We start from the raw sequence: 17,657 nt of genomic DNA, 5'->3' as shown, positions 1-17,657 counted from the left end.
CACCTCCTAATAATCGAATGCTCGGTCAGATCCTTGGCCAAACCGAATTAAGTCAACATGTCTAGTTTTAGTATTAAGTACAATAACATCCCATAAGTCTTCTTCCAAAACTCCAAGTGGTCTATCACCTTGATCTTTTTTGGGGCGACTCACTGAACAACCGATTGAATAATTGACTATCCCAATAGTATCTTTACTAATTTTATCAACGTGTGTATGTCCATGTGCTAAAAAAGCAAGCGTCCCTTTACGACCCTCAAAGTCGCAAGAAATGCTTGCCTTGAAATCAGCATTTTCTGTATAGCTTCGGCTATAAGCTCCACCTGTAACAAAACAGTTGATAATTCCGTCTATCATTTCATAGTTGTAAGGATAGTAACTGATCTCTCCGAAACGTTTTCCAAAGGGAAAATGTTGAAAGAAGCAGACAGTCGTATCGACAGGAGTACTTTTCAAAATCTCATATAACCATGTGATTTGTGCTTGCCGATAACCGGCAACATTGATACCAACATATCTAGCATATCCATCATCATCTAAAATATTTGGAATATCTTGCGGATTAAGAACTATAATTCTTGTGTTTTTGGATGGAACATCGTAATAAAAATATCCCATTTTATCATCTTTATTTTCAACTATATTGAAAATTGTACTTGGTCTTGTTGCGATTTCATACATCTCATCATTTTTAATCACTTGTTTCATTTTTCCATGATAGGTCTCAAGAATTTGTTTAGGCTGATAATTTTTTACTGGTTTTATAATTGAGGTTGTTACATTGTCTCCCCAAGAATTATTGCAGTGGTTTCCCCATGTCACGAAGTATGGTGCATTTGATAGCCCCAAAGTACTAACTGCTTCTTTGAAGTTTGCCATAGCTATATTCTTATTAGCGGTTGATCCATCATGAGTGTCACCATTCAGCACTACATAGTCGATATCTATAAAATTTGTTAATTCAGCAACATTTTTGATGTGGTTATTGCTTCTTCCATAATTCTCTAAGTCATCACGCCCAATTGAATCTGTTGCATAATGCGTATCTGAAATATGAATTCCAGTGATTGTATCTTTGTTTTGCAAACGAATCACTTTTCTCGCTACTTCTCGCAACCCATTCAAAAAATAGATAGCTTGGACAAAATGATTATCAAATATTGTGAGTACACATTTTATGCTTGAAACTTCGGTAAAATCAGTTGCGGAAACTTGTACGGATGTACCACCTTGGGCATAGACATTTTCCCATGCATTATCATGGTTACCATTCTTATCAACCTTGAACCAGTGTATATCCTCTGGTGAAACTGTAGAAGTAATGTCAACGCCATCTTTATAAATTGTAGCGTTTATAATTGTTGTTTTGTCTTCTCCTTCAATAAAGTTCACTCCATTGTCGGGTATTAACTTAACTAGATAAATACTATTAGGCTTGTTCATTTGTTCTTGTTGTGCAAGGAGGTCGCTACTAATCAAACTTTGTAAGAGTTGATAATTACCAATAGTCACTCTGTTCTCTGCTTGATTGCTTCGATGTATTTCTTTGTTTAGTACCCTAGCTTTAACCCTCAAAGCAGGGTTGTATTCTTCATCTACAAATGTTAACCAATCACCAATGTCAAAGTCCCCATCATTAAAAAGCATATCTACTTCCGCAGAAAAAGTAGGCTGACTACGCTCTTCTAGTATAGCTTTTAGCTCATTATAGTTATCGATTTGAGAAGTCCCTGAACTTGCATATCGTCCTACAATAAATCCATTGAAGCGTTCAACTGAAGTATTTCCTCTTCCATAAAGTGCATTTGCTTCACGGTCATAAATAACCGATTCACCCACGCGAGTAAAAAATCGACCATCTCCGATAGACAAATTGTTAAAGCCGTGATTTGTGTCTTCAATTGCTGTAATAACGTTGTCAATGTCGACAGATTTTTGCATAGAGATTACATCAACACCAGAATATAGAAATTTGTCGCTTTTATCTGTTCCTATCTTGTAATGAATATTTACTAATTTCCGAACCACTTGCATATTTTGAAAATCGACTGTGAATGTCATTTCACAATCAAACGCGTCGCAAACACGTTGTAAACGGGCTAACGGTGTTTCATCAGTACTTGTGTCAACAAGTCTTTTGATGTCATTTCCAAGTTCATTCAAACCAATAGTCCATCCTGTATCAAATAATTCACGATTTACATAATAATCAATATACTGTGGATTTTTACTAGTAAAGATAGTTGCCGACCCATTACGAAGTTCAGTACCAATATCAACACATGAAATCGGTCTCGTGGCTTCATTTTCTGTCTCTAACGCTCGGACATACAGGCAAACAGCTCTTCCTTGGTCATCTTGAAAAACTACATAATTAGCCTCTTTAATAAGGGAAGTTTCGTAAGGACTATCAGAATCATAGTCATTAATCTTTGGACCGGTGTTTTTCTTTATATCCATCGTCAAAGTATTAAGTAAAGTCCCATTAATTAAACTGATTGTGTGAACATCGTCTTCAACGACTATGCCTTCCGATGCCTCGGTGTCAATCAATGTTAGAGGATTAAACTGTCTGTCCAAAAAATGATAAATCATAAATAACGCTCCCTTATTTCAAGATTTCCGGTAAAGGTTCCATCAGAAATAGCTATAACTTCTGTTGAGCCTTTTTCGGAATTAAAAACTTGGCTACTTCCTATAACCCGATAACTGTCATCACGCATACCATTTATATAAACGCGATTGCTAGTACCGTCTACAAGCAAGTTGTCACCTTCGTAAAAAACTTTAGGGATTGGTCGGTCGCTTAAATCGCTCAACTTAGTAACAGTCGTATGCGTTAAAGCCATGTCCATAGCTCGATCATTTTTCCACTGAGAGAAAAAAGCTTGAATGGAGTTTGCCGATAACATTGCTACTGTTGCATTGGACCAGCTCTTAGTAACAGACCAAGACTCTTTCCACACTCCATTAACATCTAGTAATCTCGCTAAATGAAAAGTAAACTTATTGTTTTCTTTTGTCATTTTCAGACTGCCAAAAAAACCTCCATTTTTAGTTAATACTGTTGATGGTAATTTTCCTTCAAAGAGTCTGTAATCACCTACAAAGAAACTGTATTTGACTTCATCAGCTTTCATATTATTATCTTTTATCTCAAAACCCATGACAAAATTTCCATCAGCGTCCATATAGTTGATTTCCATCAACCCTTGACAAGATGCCCTTTGAGTACCAGATCCGGTAGGTTTAAACTGTAATCTATGAAGCACATCAAAATTATTTAGATCTTTGGTTAATAATCTAGTAAGTGTAGGGCCATGCCAATATCCTGGTTTAGAAGCATCGATATTCCCAAAACTAGAAGGGTAAACAGATGATTGACTAACGTCGAATTTCAAAGCTCCCATAATTTTGGATGTATTATCTCCACTATCAGGAAATCTCCATCTTGGTCTACCAACATTAATTGACCAACCTGAGCTACTTCCCATACCATCATTCAATATTTTTTCAGATGTTATGGGATTATCGTCATCTTCGGAAAAAGAAGTTCCCAACTGAATTACATTATCAGGCGAAACAAAACCGATAGAATTAGCATCACTGGTAAAAGTAATGTTAATGTCTATCGGTGTCTTATATGTTCCATTATTTTGAAGAGTTGCAATCGTCCCTTCACTTGTTGTAATAAAAGGGAATGACTTCGTTGTCATCGCGTGTGACAGTCCATCTTCACAAATAAACTTTAATTCGCCATATGCTTCTCCTCTATTTTCAAGTGATCGCTTCCAGCTTGATTCCCCCGTTAATTCAACTAGCCAGTATCTATCTGGTTCATCTGAAAACCAAAGTCGTAGTCGTTCTTCAGCGAATAGAACATTGGCTAAATCATCTTTTGTCTGTCTAAAGTTTCCACTCAAAGCATACAGCGGCAAAGTGATTATTCTATGAGTGATCCTTTTATTAACTGTACGAGATCCATTCACATGTGCCATCTGAACAAGCTCGTGTTGAACTTCAGGAAAGAGACCACGATCTGGCTCTTCAGTTAAATCAAAGTAGTCTGATAGACTGACATCATTCAACTTAATCTCTAAATCGCTAATCATATCGTTCTCCTTCCTGCTTTAATATCATTTAATTTTTGTTGATTCGATTGTCTTGTTTCAATTGATTTTGTAACATTTCTTCCATCGAGAATTACTTTCATATTTCTCAGATCTTCTCTAAAGTTAGACATTATATCGATTAACATCTCAAAATGTTTAGAATAATCTTGTGTGCGTATATTAATAGAGCTAGTTTCCTTAGGAGAAGCCATACTTCTTAAATTTCTTACCATCGATGAGTTTTCCGGAACACCGACGCCATCAGCATATTTCGGTATTTTCATACGACTTAGAATCGTTTTTGTAACACTAGCTTTAGCAACCTTAGTTCCTACCGGTGCATTTGGAATATAGACGTTTCTACCTTGAGGAATAAATGGTGCTTGACCAGGGAATTGAACTAACTCTTTATATAGCGGACCGACTTGGTCGTTTACGATCATATCACCGCCTGGATGGTAATTTGTTCCTTTAGCATTTGGAATTGCTTGTTGTCCAGTTCTTCTACCACGGTATTCAACATCAATTACAACATTTTTGCTGTATACTTGTGCAATTTCATTCTTTGCTTGTGTTACCTGAGAATAGTCGGCAGTTGCATGAAGATGTTTAGCTCCAACTCTAGTTTCATTGTATTGGTTTAATTTCTCACGAGCTTGATCGAAATTATTCACTGCATTGGTGTTGTTTCCCAATAATTTTTTTAGTGCAGGTGGAAGTTTATTGTATTCTTCCAGTGCCGCTTGTGTTTGCTCGATTGTCACTTTTGCCGGATCGTCTGCAATTAGTGTTTTCAATTGAGGTGAAAGGTCATTCCATTCTTTGAGCTGACCTTTTGATTCCATCAGCTTGTAAACAGCATCCGCATTTGTTACACCTAGGAGCTTCCTATCAGCATTGTATTGATTCCATATTCCTAATTCTTCTATTGTGTCATATAAGTTGATCATTGCTTCATCATTGCCCACAAGAAGCTTTTTATCAGTAAGATAAAGATTGTTCCATTTACCAGATTCTCCCATGGCAATAGCAATTTCTTCTTTTGCATTTGTGCTAATATCAGCATTTTTAGCAATAAATTTTAGCTGTTGCCATCCTTCATCTGTTGAAGCCATATCTTTCAATACATCAGCCATGTTTGTTCTGACTTCGCCGGTTTTGGGATCGAGAGCCATCTGATTCCACTGGATATCGGCTTCTTCGGTGCCTTTAGCTAACATATCAAGATTTTTAGTTGTATCATCGACACTTGAATTAACTAAATCAGCGACTTCATCAACGGTCCATCCATACTGTTGCCAAACAGATGACATTTGTTCCAAACTGTAGCCTTGTTCCAACCGTAGTTTTGCTAAACCTAATATCATAGATTCAGAACTATTTTTATGTTCCTTATCCAATTCTTCAAGCAAAGCTTTTTGTCTTTGTACATTATCCTTAGTGCCTTCGATAATCGCTTTTCTATTCTGTTCATACTTCTCTTGTTCTGTATTTAAAGCTTTTCCAACACTATTTGCTCGATCCTCAAGTTGTCTGTCAGTAAGCTTGCTTAATTTGTCTTGATACGCAGATTCAATTGCAATTCGTTGTTCAGATGTAAAGCCAGCAAGTTTTAGCTGCTTATCTGATAACTGATTATAGTTTGCTTCTATATATGCTCGTTCCTGATCAGATAGTTCTCGGCTATTTTTACTTGCATCAGATAAAATTTTGTTGATACGGTCAACTCTTTTTTTTGCTTGATCCGCTAACTGCTCACCATATTTTTTATCATTTTCAGCTTGTTGCTTTAAACTATCTTGAATGCCTTGGTTATCAACATCCTCAGCATTTTTCATTTTTCGTTCATACTCTTTGTCAATAGTTGCTTGTATAGAGTCAATAATTGCGTTATTTGCTTTAATGGCTTTATCAGCCGATCCTTTAACTCCATCTGCATATTCATCAATGTACTTGACTGCCTTTTCCCGTAATTCATAAGACTTAGTAATCACTTTATCTTGTTCTTCGGTTACTTTAGTTCCCCACTTAGCTCCAGCAAGTTGGTGTTCGTCATATGCTTTTTTACCAAGATAAACTGCTCCAGCAACTGCACCTAACGCAGCAATACCTATGGCGACTGGTCCAGCCAAGCCTGCAATTGCTGTGCCCATACCGGCAATTCCTCCAGTTGTTGCTCCAGCTGTTCCAGCCCCAACTGCAGTTGTTGCGGCTGTTCCAACACCCGAAATTGAAGTTGCTAGGCCACCCAACGCTTTCTTTTCAGCTGCATCAGCTGCAAGTTTGACAATACCCTTTGAAAGTTTTCCAACACCTTTAGTGACAGATCCAACTATAGAAATACCACTCCCAAGTAGTTTGAGAGTTGGACCAGCTGCGGCAGCTATTAGTCCCCATTTGATAATATTTCTTTGTTGTTCTTTATCTAAAGAGCTGAAAGACTTTGCTAGATTACCCAGACTTTTAATCAAAGGCTTAGAAGCTTCAAGACCATCTCTTAATGCATCAACAAGTGGCCCCCCAAATTCAATAGCTGCATCTACTACTTCATTTTTCAACATCTTCAATTTGGATTCTGTTGTTTCATACCTTTTACCTGCTTCTTCAGCAAGAGCCGTATTTTCGCCAAATGCTTTATTACCCATCTCAACTGCACCAGAGAAAACACCGCTAGCATTAGCAGCTCTTAGCAAGCTATCTCGCAATCGAACTTCTTTGATATCCATGTCATCTAAGACTTTAATAGCAGATGTTCCGTTTTCTTCAGCTTTACCAAGACCTTCAACAAATTTCATGATTGCCGTGCTTGGATCATCTTTGAACATTTTTGAAAATTGCTCGCCAGTTAGTCCAGCTACATCAGCAAACTGCTCCAATGAGGTTTTTGATTTATCAGCTTCTTTGTACATCTTCTTCAATTCAGACGAAGTGAAGCCCATTTCTTTAGAAACACCAGTTAGTTCCTTGCCACCGTTTCGAACAGCAGAAACCAATCGTTCCCATGACACACCTTGATCCTCAGCATGTCCCTTTAACTCTTCAAAGGCTCCGGTCCCTTTTTCAACAGCCAGTTGCATTTGAACCATGACTTTAGAAAAGGCAGATCCACCAGCTTCTGCTTCAACACCAACCGAACTTAACGCAGCAGCAAAACCTAAAATGTCCCCTTCACTCATTCCTACTTGGTGTCCTGCTCCAGCTAAACGTAATGCCATTTCGGATATTTCTGATTCGGTCGTTGCAAAGTTATTTCCCAAATCTACAATAGCTGAACCAAGATTGCTAAATTTATCTTGAGACATTTGTGTTATGTTAGCAAAACGAGCCAACTCAGTAGCAGCTGTTTCAGCGCTCATGTTTGTTGACTCACCTAAATCGATCATTACTTTAGTAAATGCCGAAACATTTTGTGTTTGAATGCCTAATTGTCCTGCAGCCTCTGCTACAGAGGCAATTTCTGAGTGCGTTGAAGGTAGTTGCTTAGCTAAATCTCTCAAACTGCTCTCTAAATCATCGTATGAATACACTACATTTCCGTTACTGTCCACAACTTCGTCAGAAGTTTTCTTGACACCAGCGAAAGCAGACTCCCAATCAATAGCTGCTTTTGTAACTGCTGTTGCTCCTGCAACTAATGGAAGAGTAATTCCTGTTGTTAATGTTGATCCTACACTAGATACCACACTGCCAAACTTTTGGATTTTCTCGCCTTGTTTGATGAAAGCATCGCCCTGTTTGTTAAGCCATCCAGTAACTCCATTCGTTTCAATATCAAGACGAGCTAATTGGCCAACAGTAGATTTTAATTGCTGCTCGTAGCCAGCTAGTTTAGCTTGAGCATCGTTATATTTTTGAGCTGCTTTAGCAGTTGTCGAAGTAGCATTTCCTTGAGAATCCAGAGTCTTATCATAAGCCTGTTTTAAGTATCCCAACTCATTTTTTTGTGCTTCAATAACCTTGTTTAACGCTTGCTGTTTGAAAGCTAATGTATCGATTTTCTTTCCGCCAGAATCGACTATTTTTAGCCCTGCTTGCATCTCTTTTGCTGCAGTTTTTGTTGCTCGAGTTGCTCCTGTTAGACTGCTTGAAAATGCTGTAGTATCTAACCCTAGTGTTATCAGCATTTGACCTAAAGGCTTGCCGTTTTGTACCACTTATTTACCTCCTTTCTTCACTTATTTATTTCTTTGAACCAATCTTCCATCGAAACAACTTCTCTTTGTAAATCCACTGCTTCGGGACTTTCAACATCCGAGAACATAATTTCGTCTAAGTAGCGAACGTCAGTTTCTAGAATCGTATTAATATTCCAGCCTGGGAAAGCTATGATTGTTTGCTTCATAAAATTAATAAGAGAAGAATAAAGCTCGCTTCCCTTTAGACTTCCTTTTTTTCGTCGTTCTCCTCAGAGATTTCTTCTTTTCGCAAACCTAGAACACGATATAAAATGATATCCATGATTACAGGGTCTTCCACGTCAATGCCATTTAAAATTGCATTACCAGTTACTTGTTTATCGTCAAAAAGACCTGCTACAAAATTTGCTCTAAATTCTGTCAATTCTTCAGATGTAGCAGGTAATGGCTTTCCATCTTTATCAGTTCTCTCCACCAATTCCGTTTCTTCTCGAACGTAATCAAGCCTTTTTTTGAATGGTACGAAGTCTTGAGTAAAAGTCTTGGTTTTGCCATCTTTCATACGAAGAGATAACTTAATTTCTGTCATGTTCTTTCCTCCTAAAATAAATCAAAAAAGGCTAGTCAAATGACTAACCTTCAATAACAGTAATTGTGCATGTAGCTGTTTTTGCACCATCTTTTGTAGTAAAAGTAACATCAGTAGTCGCACCCACTGTTGCATCAGCTTTAACTGTGACTGTTCCACCACTCACTGTTGCTACGGCAGTATCAGAACTGGACCATGATCCAGATTTATCACTTGCGTTCTCGGGTAATACAGTCGGTGTCAACTTAACTGACCCTCCAACAGCAACATCTGCTGTCGATTTATCTAAGCTTACACTCGAAACTGGAATAGGCAGCGTTTTAAAGGAAGGAATATCCACTTTCGCAGATTCGCTATCTCCTACAACACGTGTTGCTTTGTACTCCCCGGCAACTACACTTTTATTTGCTTCTTCTCCAGTAATTGTTAAAGGCGAAGGACCTTCTTTTACAATTGAATCACCTTTATATATTCTAAATGTCTCTACCATATTAATTTCCTTTCTTATGATAAATTGATAACTGCCCCGTCAGTTGTCGGCGATATTTCTCCAATTACAGGGACTGCTACTCCCCCGAAGTTTCTCCGAACAATTCAGTGACTAAAGCAGCAAACGACTCGTCTCCAACTGCAAAGCCTACAGTCTCATTTGTGTCATCAATTTTTTTCGGAACCGGCGCAAACGTAAACTGATCCGCTTCAGGTGTCGGAGTTGTCCCTTCTTTTGTATTCGCAGTGATAGATTCACGTCCAAATTTTCCAGCATATAATCCTGTTCCCATCTTTTCACCACGTAACGTTGATGATTCAAACAGAACTGCACAATAAGGCGGTTTTGTTTTCTCTCCAGCATGATAAACGCCATTCGTTGCTTTTGTGCGCCCTAATACTTCGTTTTCAACCTCAAAGGGCAAGTCTAGAGCGCTAAAAGTAGCGGCAACCTCACCAGTTCCCTCTTGAATGATAAAATAAGGGATATCTGATCCATATGCTTTGACTGCTTCTGGGGAGAGGCCTGTAATTTCGAAAGCACTGGTCGCACCTTCATTTGTTTTTCCTTCAATTACGTATTTTTTTGTAGGAACTGGATTTAAACTTTCATCCAAGATTTGAATTGTCGCTCTTTTAAAACCTACTAATGTCATGTTATTTCCTCCTTGTATGAGTGTACTGTCTAATCAGTACATGAATATTTTCATTTTCCGAATGCGGTCTATCTTCCCCATATATTTGAAAGAAATCCGCTTCTTCCATCCCTCGATCTAATTTGTCGTTCAGTTCTTCAATATCTGTTTTCCCTAGATCAATAAAAGCCATTACCTGAATGCGATAGCTTCTTGAATGGTATTTGTCTGATCCGTGAGATCCGTTTGTTTCTCCTACATTTTCAATCTTGAAATATGGTACTTGATCTAAGCTTTGGTATTTTTCAGGTACTGTATAGGGAAAGAAAAGATTCGAATCAATCTCCGGAAATATTCTCGGCAATATATTTACCGCTACTTCCGCAACTGGCGTCATAATCCTAATCCTCCTTTTAATTGTTCCATATACTCTTGCATTACAGCTTCTGCTTCGGTATCAGCAGTTTTTTCTATAAAATGCTGTCCACTTTGGAATTCAGAACCCATATTTACAACGTGAGCACGGAAGTAAGCACCTCGACCATATCCAACATCAACATCACCATTATCTTGAACCGCGCCTACTGTTACTGTCTCTTCAAGTAAGATCTTACCAGTTGATGCATCAATCGGAGTATTCGCTTCTAAAGCTTCTCCAAGTTTGAAGCCTGCCGATTTTCCTGCCTTGCGACGGATCTTGCCTTCAACATCGGCAATGGTTTGTGCGACGTTTCTTTCTAAGTCGCCAAGATCGATTGTTACACTCATCATTCCACCGCCTTTAGTATCAAAAGCATAAAATCCTCGTTTTCAACATCTGGATTGATGTCAACAATGTTATATTGAACTCCCTTTATACTGACTATCATATCGGGAGTGACTGTTTGTTTTTGCTTTTGCCGAATCACAATGTTAACAGTGTTTTTATATGAAGTATCTTCACTTTTAACTTCGGTTAGATATTTCTGTTTGTATCCAAACCAAGGCCTCATCACCTCAACGTAATTCGGTATTTTTGTCCCATTAGGTCCTGTTTTAAAACCATCTTGTTTTAAAAACTGCGCGCGTTTAGTGAGTTTTCCTGTACGACTAACCGCCAATAGGATCACCTTCCCTAAACACCTTATATTCCGCTTTTAATAATGAAATCAAGCTTGTATATCCCAAATCGAATTCTCGCAAGGTGCCATTCATATTACTTGATTCAATCGTTGCCGATCTAGCTTTATAATAATGGTCAGCAAGCATTATGGCAGCGGTGTTAAGCAATTCCACAATCTCGTTTTCTTGAACATAGAAAGAGGGCTTGTCTCTTCCGAGTGCCCCCTTAATCGTTCCGATTGCTGTTGTAAACGCTCTAATCACTTCTTTATCGTCATCATCCGTGTCAATTTTCATTGCAGCTTTGATTTCTTCTAAATCTTTTTTGGGATCTAACATACTATGAGCCCCCTTATTGAAGCTCTATAACAGCTCCATCAGTGGTAGGATCGACCGATAGAACTTCAGGGGCTGTTATTTTGACACTGCAGCCAGACGGAACGCAGATGCTAGTTTGATACGATGGTCAAACCATGCCGTTACAACAAACAAATTGATACCAGTCTTAACGTCTTTGTCCTGTTCGTATAACGCATTGATATCATAGTTGAAATGAGAATATGAGAAGTCACCAATGACTGGCGTCACTGCTGCATCACTGAATACAACCGGTTTACCTAAAATTTGCTCTGGTTGTGCAGTGTATAATGTAGCATTTCCATTCGCTAACGTTTCAATAATTTCAAGATAGTCAGCATAACGCATAACAATTTTTGCATTTTCTCGGTAATCTTCATGCAGATCCGCAATCGCCGATTTAATCGCTTTGTACATGTCAGCTGCTTCGATTTTTTTAATATTAACAACAGTCGTATCGTAAAAGCTCATATGTTCTTCACCAGTTTTTGGTGTTGTAGCGAATGCTACTTTTCGTTCTTTAGCTGCCACTCCAGATTGCAAATTAGCTTCTACAGTAGTAACAAGATTAGTATTTGTTCCCAAAAGAATAGTTTCAGAAATACCTGTAAATACTTTGAATTTATTGCGTGTAAACGAAACTGTGTCCCCTGTTGCTTTAAGTTCTTTAGCTGTTTCTTTGTCCGCAATAAAGTCATCGTCATCGAGCGTGAAAGTTACTTTTGGAATCTCTAAATTTGGAATGCTTGTAATAGTTGACAAACCGCGTAGCTGATTTTTAACCACAGGATCAGAGATAACATCATTTGCAACAGTTTTAGGCAAGAACTTACCTCCACCTGTACTGTCGTCACCTAATACCTGGTATACATCTGTTGGCACTGCTTCTTTTGCCATAGTTTTGCGGATTAATTCAGCTTTAGCATCAATTACTTTTTGTTTAGGATCGCTTGAGTCTGAAAAGTTGCCTTTTGCTAAGCTAGCTTTCTGCTCGGCTTCCAATTGGTCATGCTGATTTTTGATAATTTCAAATCGTTGCTGTAAATCTCCCTTTGTTTGATTCAATTGATTCAATTCATCCATAGATGTTTTCGGATCAGCAGCTTTTTGAGTAATATCGTCATTTGTTTTTTGAATTTGGTTACCAATTGTAGCCATATCTTGTTTTAATTCGAAAATTGTTTTCATTTATTAAAGTCCTCCTATAATTGCGCCAATCAAGGCGTTGTTTTGATTTGCTTCTTCGATCATTTTTTGTCTAGCTTTTTCTTCATTTAGCGATTGAGTCGTTGACTCAAACTCTTTAGGAACGTTGTTATACTTTTGAAACAATTCCTTGCTGACACAAGCAGCAATTTGCACTGTCTCTGAAACTTCGTCGCACAACCCAATTTCTAACGCTTCAACTGCTGATAGCCATGTTTCTTCATCCATGATTCGCTTGATCTTTGCTTCGCTTAGCTTGTCTCCGCCTTTAGATAAGTAAGTGATTACTGAAGACTCTGCGATTTTGTCTAAGTCATCTGCTTGTTTGCGTAACGCTTTAGCATTGCCTACGCTGTAGGTCCAAGGGTTATGAATCATTAACATGCTGTTCTCAGGCATTACTACCTTGTCAGCACTAGCGACAATCACACTTGCAATTGAGGCAGCCAAAGCATCTACATGCGCTACGACCGTCGCTTTGTGTTGTTTCAGCATGTTTCCAATTGCAATTCCTTCGAAAACAGACCCGCCAGGGGAATTCACATGTAAATTAATCTGCTCAATATCACCTAACGCCTTTAAATCTTTTTGGAAACTAGCCGCTGTCGTGTCGGTGTCATCCCATTTATATGAGACAATTTCTCCATAAATTGAGATGTCAGCCTCTTTTATATTGGCTGACTGCTTCACTTCCCAAAACTTTTTCACTTTTCCACCTCCCTTCAAGGCAAAATAAAAAGACCTAACTTTTTTCAGTTACGTCTTGAGTGCTTTTATTTGATTTTCGTAATGTAGGATCCATTTCCAATGGATACATATCGCCGGATATCCATAATTCAGAGGCTTTGCCGCCCTTCGGTGGTAACTCTTCAAGCATTCTGACCTCGTCTTGGGCCATCCAGCCGTCTCTAATTGCTCCATGATAGAATGCCTGTCGTGCAGCTGAATCACCTCTTAAAAGAGCATTGAGATTGAATTTAAAATAAATACCATTAATACGCTCTTTAGAAGTTAAAATCTTCTTGTTGAATTCTCGTTCATACTGTTTAACAATTGGAGAGAGAGTCATATTAACAAACAGTTGCATTAGTTGCTCGTTCGAAGAAAAGCTATCGCTCGATTTATTCAGAAATACCCCAGGTACGTTATAAACATTTGCTATTCTATCTCTTGTGATATTCTCAGATATCTCCATATCTCCAGCCACAAAACTTCTTGCCATTTCCTTGATTTCAACACCAGGTTCTTGAAATAGCACTCCACCATTTTCTTCATAGAACCGCTTAAAGTCATCAACTACCGCTGCCCTTTTATCAGCATCTACATTCGCCGAATAGGTCAATATGAAAGAATCTCTCAAAGACTGCATTTCTTTTAAAGAAAACTGCCTAACTGCTTTATCGAACTCATTTGAGTTCTTCAAAACTGCAATCGGGCTTATCCCCTTCCAATTTCCATTTCCAGCAATATGTCTTACATGAATAACGTCAGAATTATGCAAATAGAAGGTTTTACCATCACTATTTACTTGGTACCACAGTTCCTTTGATTGTTGTTCAATTACTGGCTCCACATAATTTGGATTGAAAGGAACTAATTTATCAAATTGTCCCCGAATATCTCTGAAAATCAATGCATACCCATTTCCGTTAGTGTTCCTGCTAACTTCTAAAACATTTATTACCATATCTAAAGTTTGATTAGGGTTTGGATAATAAACAAGTTTATCCATTTGTTCATCAAATTGCTGATCATAGTTTTTGTACTTTTTAAATGGTAGACTTGATAATGTATTAGATAGCCTTGAAACAATAGAGAAGATATTTTCATTTGTTTCAAGTGTTCCATTTTCAATTCCAAAAAAGGTTCGCCCGAACCATTTAGTAAAATCGCTCTTAGTTGAATAATCATTGATAATCGATTGTCTTACAAATCCAGGAGTCAATTTATTGACTACCTTTTGAAATATGTTCACCGTTCCACCTCCCTTCATCGCTTCAACATGTCTCTAACAGATATGAACCCAACATTCCCATTTCCTTGAGGCTTAGCAAACATCTCAACCACAGAACAATGACTGTTTAACAAAGCCGCAAATCCATCGATTTTACGAGATTTAGATTGTTTTGTCGGCATCCAATTTCCATTCCTATCTTTGATTAGTTTCACATTACTCAAATACCATCGAAACATCTTTTTTCGGTTATAAATTACTTTTCCAGATAAAAACATTTCTTTGAGGTGTTTCATTGGTCCACCCAATGTTAAGTAACCTTGTATTGCTTCTTCCATAACAAAACCGTAGTCAATTAGCATCTGATTCAAAATCAGGCTATTTCTACGGTCGTATCGTATTTTTGATATTTTATATTTCTTGGATTGCTCGACAAACCAATCGAAAACATATTGATAATCCACATATGATCCAGGAGTTATTGTAAGTGAACCTTCTTTAATCCATGCATCTAGCCTCTGTTGATTATTATCTTTATCATATCTCGCTTGACTTATCCAACTATGTTCCAAGACCGCAATTTCACCAGTTTCCAATAATGGGAATTCCAAATCCGCTGAGGTAAAATCTTCCGTTTCAGCTAAGTCATATCCGGCTACCGCTTCTCTACCAACTAAGGCTTCAAAATCTATCACCTTTTCGTTTTGATTTATTGTCTGCATATCTAAGAAGGATAATTCATCAATATCAGAGAAAAGGTTAAACTGTTTCGTTATCCAATCAGCAAGCTCTTGTGGATTTTTTTTATCTTGTTTGTAGTCAGTTATTAAATTAACAACATCCATTAAACACAGGTTAGGATTTGCTTTTATCCACATCTTAGGATTATCAGCTTCTGAAGCATTATCAAGTTGTGATAAATAGTAAAAGAACCGTTCATCTAGATCATCTTCTAAATGTTCCAAACAATCCTTTCCGTTTTCATAGAAATCCATCAAAGGTCCATCTAAAACCGTACCTGCTGTAGTAATATACATTATCAGTGGTTGCCGTCGCATTCCGCGAGATCTTTTCATGACATTTATTAAAATATAATTGACGAAATCATGAACTTCGTCAAAACATCCGAAATGTAAGTTTTCTCCGTCTTTTTTCTTCTCTGCTGACATCGCAACCATAACGCAGTTTTTAGCTGGAAACTTAATTTCTCTTGCCATTGCCTTGAACCTTTTAGTTAAATATGGAGAAGCTTCAATCATTGCTTTCGCTTCTTCAAACAAAATATTAGATTGCTTCTGAGAGTTTGCTAGGATGTATACATTAGCCCCATTCTCTCCGTCCTCCCCCAACATATAGTTGGAAAGTCCTGATACAATCGTTGTTTTACCGTTTTTACGACCTACAAATTCTAATGCTTCACGATATTTCCTAATACCTGTATCTCTATGAACCCATCCATAAGTTCCACCTATAATAAAATGTTGCCAAGGTTGTGCAACAATCTGGTTAAAATCTCCTTTAGATGGCTTACACTTCTTTTCGAGAAAACGAATTGGCCTGTGCGCTTTTTCTTCGTCGAACACCCAAGGAAAACCATCAGTCCCCTGTCTTTTCAGATCTCTAAGGTGCCTTTTTGCTGCCAAAATAACCAATTCACTTGCAGGCATTTGAGGATCCCAAGGAGACCATTCTTGTTGGTTTGGCAAATTACCGAAGTCAATAACTCTTTCCGCATACCATGTTGTAAGAAGCTCGGGATAAGGCTCTAGCAAATAGCCTCCCCAACTTGCCATCCCATTTTTAAAGTCCTCCCACCAAGCTTCTAGCTCGGTATAATTCATATCAATAATTGGTTTAGTAGTCATCGTCATCATCTTCATCTTGAGCCATTTTTATAGCCAGTTTTGCTCTTGCAGAAGGTGATAGTCCTAAGTCACTACCAAAAGAACGCATATTTTTTGAACAAGTATCAAGTTGCTTTATCAAAGGATTACCGATAGACTCAGGATTCTCAGCCTGAACTAAACTTGCTTGTGCTTGGAGTTTCATATGTTCTGAGTACCAATAGCAATACATCGCTAAGGGATAAACATCTCCATTGGTGATCAATTCAATATGAAGCAATTCTTCTGACAAAAATTTAAAGGCCCTAACTGCTGTATTATCTAACCAGTTAGGAGCCTTTATTTTGTCAGTGCGCATTTGAAGCTTCTCTTCCGCTTCAGCGCGCTTTTTTAAATCCTTGGTATTCTTTTTGTTTGGATTACCGTTTAACAATTGTAATTTTGCGCTTTTTGCTGGTTGCGGCATCTTATCACCTTCTTTATAAAAAAATATTGAAAACGATATCAATAGTATTATAATAATGATATCGACTGAGATACGTCGAAATATAACTAGGAGGCATACAAATGGGAGAATTATACAAACCTGGCGAAGACAACAAACCCAAAGGAACTTATAAAGAAGTTGGTCCTCGCGGCGGTAAAGTACCAGGCGGAAGAGAAGTAAATATCGATCCAGGCGATAGATTACCACCAACTTCTGAAAAAGGGAATAAATGGGAAAAACAATAAAACCGTCTGCAGCTGATCAATAAGCTTGGTCAGCTCTTTCTTTAAAAAAGTTGAAAAGCGGTAATTTTGTGAAGGAAAGACTGCACCGTTCTTCCCTGGCCCTCCTAAAAACTTTCGGCAGTAGGGGGGCTATTGTTGATTTATCATGATTTCTAGTCATCTTTCATTATTTGCAAAGAATTTAACCACATTGCTCTTAGTCTTTACTTTTGCCTTTCCTCCACTTCGTTCTGGGTGTTCTCGGTTATGGCAAGCATCGCACACTAACTCTAAGTTGTTCTCACACCAGAAGAGTGTAATATCTTCCCTTGCTTCTACAATGTGATGGACCACTGTACCTTTTGTGTATCTCTTACGTCTCTTACACTCTTGGCATAAACCAAAGTCACGTTGGATGATCGTCTTTCTTAGCTTCCTCCACCTAGTAGTTTTATAAAGCTTATCAATGTCGTCTCTTGGTCTTGCATAGCGATTCATTTAATATCATCACAATTTAAGATGC

The 17,657-nt window shown here is 37.9% G+C and carries 17 protein-coding genes; 1 reads left to right on the top strand and 16 read right to left on the bottom strand.

Annotated features, from left to right (window positions below):
* Positions 1–6 precede the first annotated feature (6 nt).
* The 15 genes from HED61_RS07035 to HED61_RS06965 form a co-directional block, all read right to left on the bottom strand.
* Positions 7–2,595 (bottom strand): metallophosphoesterase, encoded by a 2,589-nt coding sequence (locus tag HED61_RS07035; protein WP_219645530.1) that lies wholly within the window; start codon positions 2,593–2,595, stop codon positions 7–9.
* Positions 2,592–4,112: a distal tail protein Dit gene (locus tag HED61_RS07030; protein WP_219645529.1), complete on the bottom strand. Its 1,521-nt coding sequence runs from the start codon at positions 4,110–4,112 to the stop codon at positions 2,592–2,594. Before HED61_RS07030 ends, HED61_RS07035 begins: the two co-directional genes overlap by 4 nt.
* Positions 4,109–8,236, bottom strand: a complete 4,128-nt coding sequence (locus HED61_RS07025) for a phage tail tape measure protein (RefSeq protein ID WP_219645574.1) — start codon at positions 8,234–8,236, stop codon at positions 4,109–4,111. Before HED61_RS07025 ends, HED61_RS07030 begins: the two co-directional genes overlap by 4 nt.
* A gap of 253 nt (positions 8,237–8,489) precedes the next feature.
* Positions 8,490–8,837, bottom strand: a complete 348-nt coding sequence (gene gpG / locus HED61_RS07020; protein ID WP_081131736.1) for a phage tail assembly chaperone G — start codon at positions 8,835–8,837, stop codon at positions 8,490–8,492.
* A gap of 43 nt (positions 8,838–8,880) precedes the next feature.
* The gene (locus tag HED61_RS07015; RefSeq protein ID WP_081131737.1) at positions 8,881–9,327 is read right to left on the bottom strand and encodes an Ig-like domain-containing protein; all 447 of its coding nucleotides are present in this window, start codon (positions 9,325–9,327) and stop codon (positions 8,881–8,883) included.
* A 76-nt stretch (positions 9,328–9,403) separates the two neighbouring features.
* Positions 9,404–9,982 (bottom strand): major tail protein, encoded by a 579-nt coding sequence (locus tag HED61_RS07010; protein WP_081131738.1) that lies wholly within the window; start codon positions 9,980–9,982, stop codon positions 9,404–9,406.
* Position 9,983: 1 nt separating this feature from the next.
* Positions 9,984–10,358, bottom strand: a complete 375-nt coding sequence (locus tag HED61_RS07005; protein ID WP_171917980.1) for a hypothetical protein — start codon at positions 10,356–10,358, stop codon at positions 9,984–9,986.
* A complete protein-coding gene (locus tag HED61_RS07000) occupies positions 10,355–10,729 on the bottom strand; it encodes an HK97-gp10 family putative phage morphogenesis protein (RefSeq protein WP_219645528.1) in 375 nt (124 codons plus the stop codon). The genes HED61_RS07005 and HED61_RS07000 overlap by 4 nt, the downstream gene beginning before the upstream one ends.
* Positions 10,729–11,061: a phage head closure protein gene (locus tag HED61_RS06995; protein ID WP_171917982.1), complete on the bottom strand. Its 333-nt coding sequence runs from the start codon at positions 11,059–11,061 to the stop codon at positions 10,729–10,731. Before HED61_RS06995 ends, HED61_RS07000 begins: the two co-directional genes overlap by 1 nt.
* Positions 11,051–11,401 carry a head-tail connector protein gene (locus HED61_RS06990; RefSeq protein ID WP_219645527.1) on the bottom strand — a complete coding sequence of 117 codons (351 nt, stop codon included), beginning with the start codon at positions 11,399–11,401 and terminating at the stop codon, positions 11,051–11,053. Before HED61_RS06990 ends, HED61_RS06995 begins: the two co-directional genes overlap by 11 nt.
* 75 nt (positions 11,402–11,476) lie before the next feature.
* Positions 11,477–12,607 (bottom strand): phage major capsid protein, encoded by a 1,131-nt coding sequence (locus HED61_RS06985; RefSeq protein ID WP_219645526.1) that lies wholly within the window; start codon positions 12,605–12,607, stop codon positions 11,477–11,479.
* Positions 12,608–12,610: 3 nt separating this feature from the next.
* Positions 12,611–13,333: a head maturation protease, ClpP-related gene (locus tag HED61_RS06980; protein WP_219645525.1), complete on the bottom strand. Its 723-nt coding sequence runs from the start codon at positions 13,331–13,333 to the stop codon at positions 12,611–12,613.
* Positions 13,334–13,367: 34 nt separating this feature from the next.
* Positions 13,368–14,600 carry a phage portal protein gene (locus tag HED61_RS06975; protein ID WP_219645524.1) on the bottom strand — a complete coding sequence of 411 codons (1,233 nt, stop codon included), beginning with the start codon at positions 14,598–14,600 and terminating at the stop codon, positions 13,368–13,370.
* Between the two features lie 14 nt (positions 14,601–14,614).
* Complete coding sequence (locus tag HED61_RS06970) at positions 14,615–16,444, bottom strand: terminase large subunit (RefSeq protein WP_219645523.1); 1,830 nt, start codon at positions 16,442–16,444, stop codon at positions 14,615–14,617.
* Positions 16,434–16,889 carry a phage terminase small subunit P27 family gene (locus HED61_RS06965; protein ID WP_081131747.1) on the bottom strand — a complete coding sequence of 152 codons (456 nt, stop codon included), beginning with the start codon at positions 16,887–16,889 and terminating at the stop codon, positions 16,434–16,436. Before HED61_RS06965 ends, HED61_RS06970 begins: the two co-directional genes overlap by 11 nt.
* A gap of 101 nt (positions 16,890–16,990) precedes the next feature.
* Here HED61_RS06965 and HED61_RS06960 point away from each other — a divergent pair, with 101 nt between their 5' ends.
* Positions 16,991–17,155 (top strand): YjzC family protein, encoded by a 165-nt coding sequence (locus HED61_RS06960; protein WP_171917987.1) that lies wholly within the window; start codon positions 16,991–16,993, stop codon positions 17,153–17,155.
* Between the two features lie 156 nt (positions 17,156–17,311).
* On the opposite strand, the gene HED61_RS06955 is transcribed toward HED61_RS06960, so the two are convergent.
* On the bottom strand, positions 17,312–17,632 hold the full coding sequence (locus HED61_RS06955) for an HNH endonuclease (RefSeq protein WP_195493390.1): 321 nt from the start codon (positions 17,630–17,632) through the stop codon (positions 17,312–17,314).
* Positions 17,633–17,657 lie beyond the last annotated feature (25 nt).

It is taken from the genome of Enterococcus gallinarum (assembly GCF_021496385.1).
GTDB lineage: Bacteria > Bacillota > Bacilli > Lactobacillales > Enterococcaceae > Enterococcus_D > Enterococcus_D gallinarum.
The sequence above is the reverse complement of the archived record's forward strand: the minus strand, read 5'-3'. Positions and strand labels throughout refer to the sequence as shown.

Coding starts and splice junctions, on each gene's coding strand:
- HED61_RS07035 (WP_219645530.1), bottom strand. CDS start 2,595: ATGATTTATCATTTTTTGGACAGACAGTTTAATCCTCTAACATTGATT.
- HED61_RS07030 (WP_219645529.1), bottom strand. CDS start 4,112: ATGATTAGCGATTTAGAGATTAAGTTGAATGATGTCAGTCTATCAGAC.
- HED61_RS07025 (WP_219645574.1), bottom strand. CDS start 8,236: ATGCTGATAACACTAGGGTTAGATACTACAGCATTTTCAAGCAGTCTA.
- gpG (WP_081131736.1), bottom strand. CDS start 8,837: ATGACAGAAATTAAGTTATCTCTTCGTATGAAAGATGGCAAAACCAAG.
- HED61_RS07015 (WP_081131737.1), bottom strand. CDS start 9,327: ATGGTAGAGACATTTAGAATATATAAAGGTGATTCAATTGTAAAAGAA.
- HED61_RS07010 (WP_081131738.1), bottom strand. CDS start 9,982: ATGACATTAGTAGGTTTTAAAAGAGCGACAATTCAAATCTTGGATGAA.
- HED61_RS07005 (WP_171917980.1), bottom strand. CDS start 10,358: ATGACGCCAGTTGCGGAAGTAGCGGTAAATATATTGCCGAGAATATTT.
- HED61_RS07000 (WP_219645528.1), bottom strand. CDS start 10,729: ATGAGTGTAACAATCGATCTTGGCGACTTAGAAAGAAACGTCGCACAA.
- HED61_RS06990 (WP_219645527.1), bottom strand. CDS start 11,401: ATGTTAGATCCCAAAAAAGATTTAGAAGAAATCAAAGCTGCAATGAAA.
- HED61_RS06985 (WP_219645526.1), bottom strand. CDS start 12,607: ATGAAAACAATTTTCGAATTAAAACAAGATATGGCTACAATTGGTAAC.
- HED61_RS06970 (WP_219645523.1), bottom strand. CDS start 16,444: ATGACTACTAAACCAATTATTGATATGAATTATACCGAGCTAGAAGCT.
- HED61_RS06965 (WP_081131747.1), bottom strand. CDS start 16,889: ATGCCGCAACCAGCAAAAAGCGCAAAATTACAATTGTTAAACGGTAAT.
- HED61_RS06960 (WP_171917987.1), top strand. CDS start 16,991: ATGGGAGAATTATACAAACCTGGCGAAGACAACAAACCCAAAGGAACT.
- HED61_RS06955 (WP_195493390.1), bottom strand. CDS start 17,632: ATGAATCGCTATGCAAGACCAAGAGACGACATTGATAAGCTTTATAAA.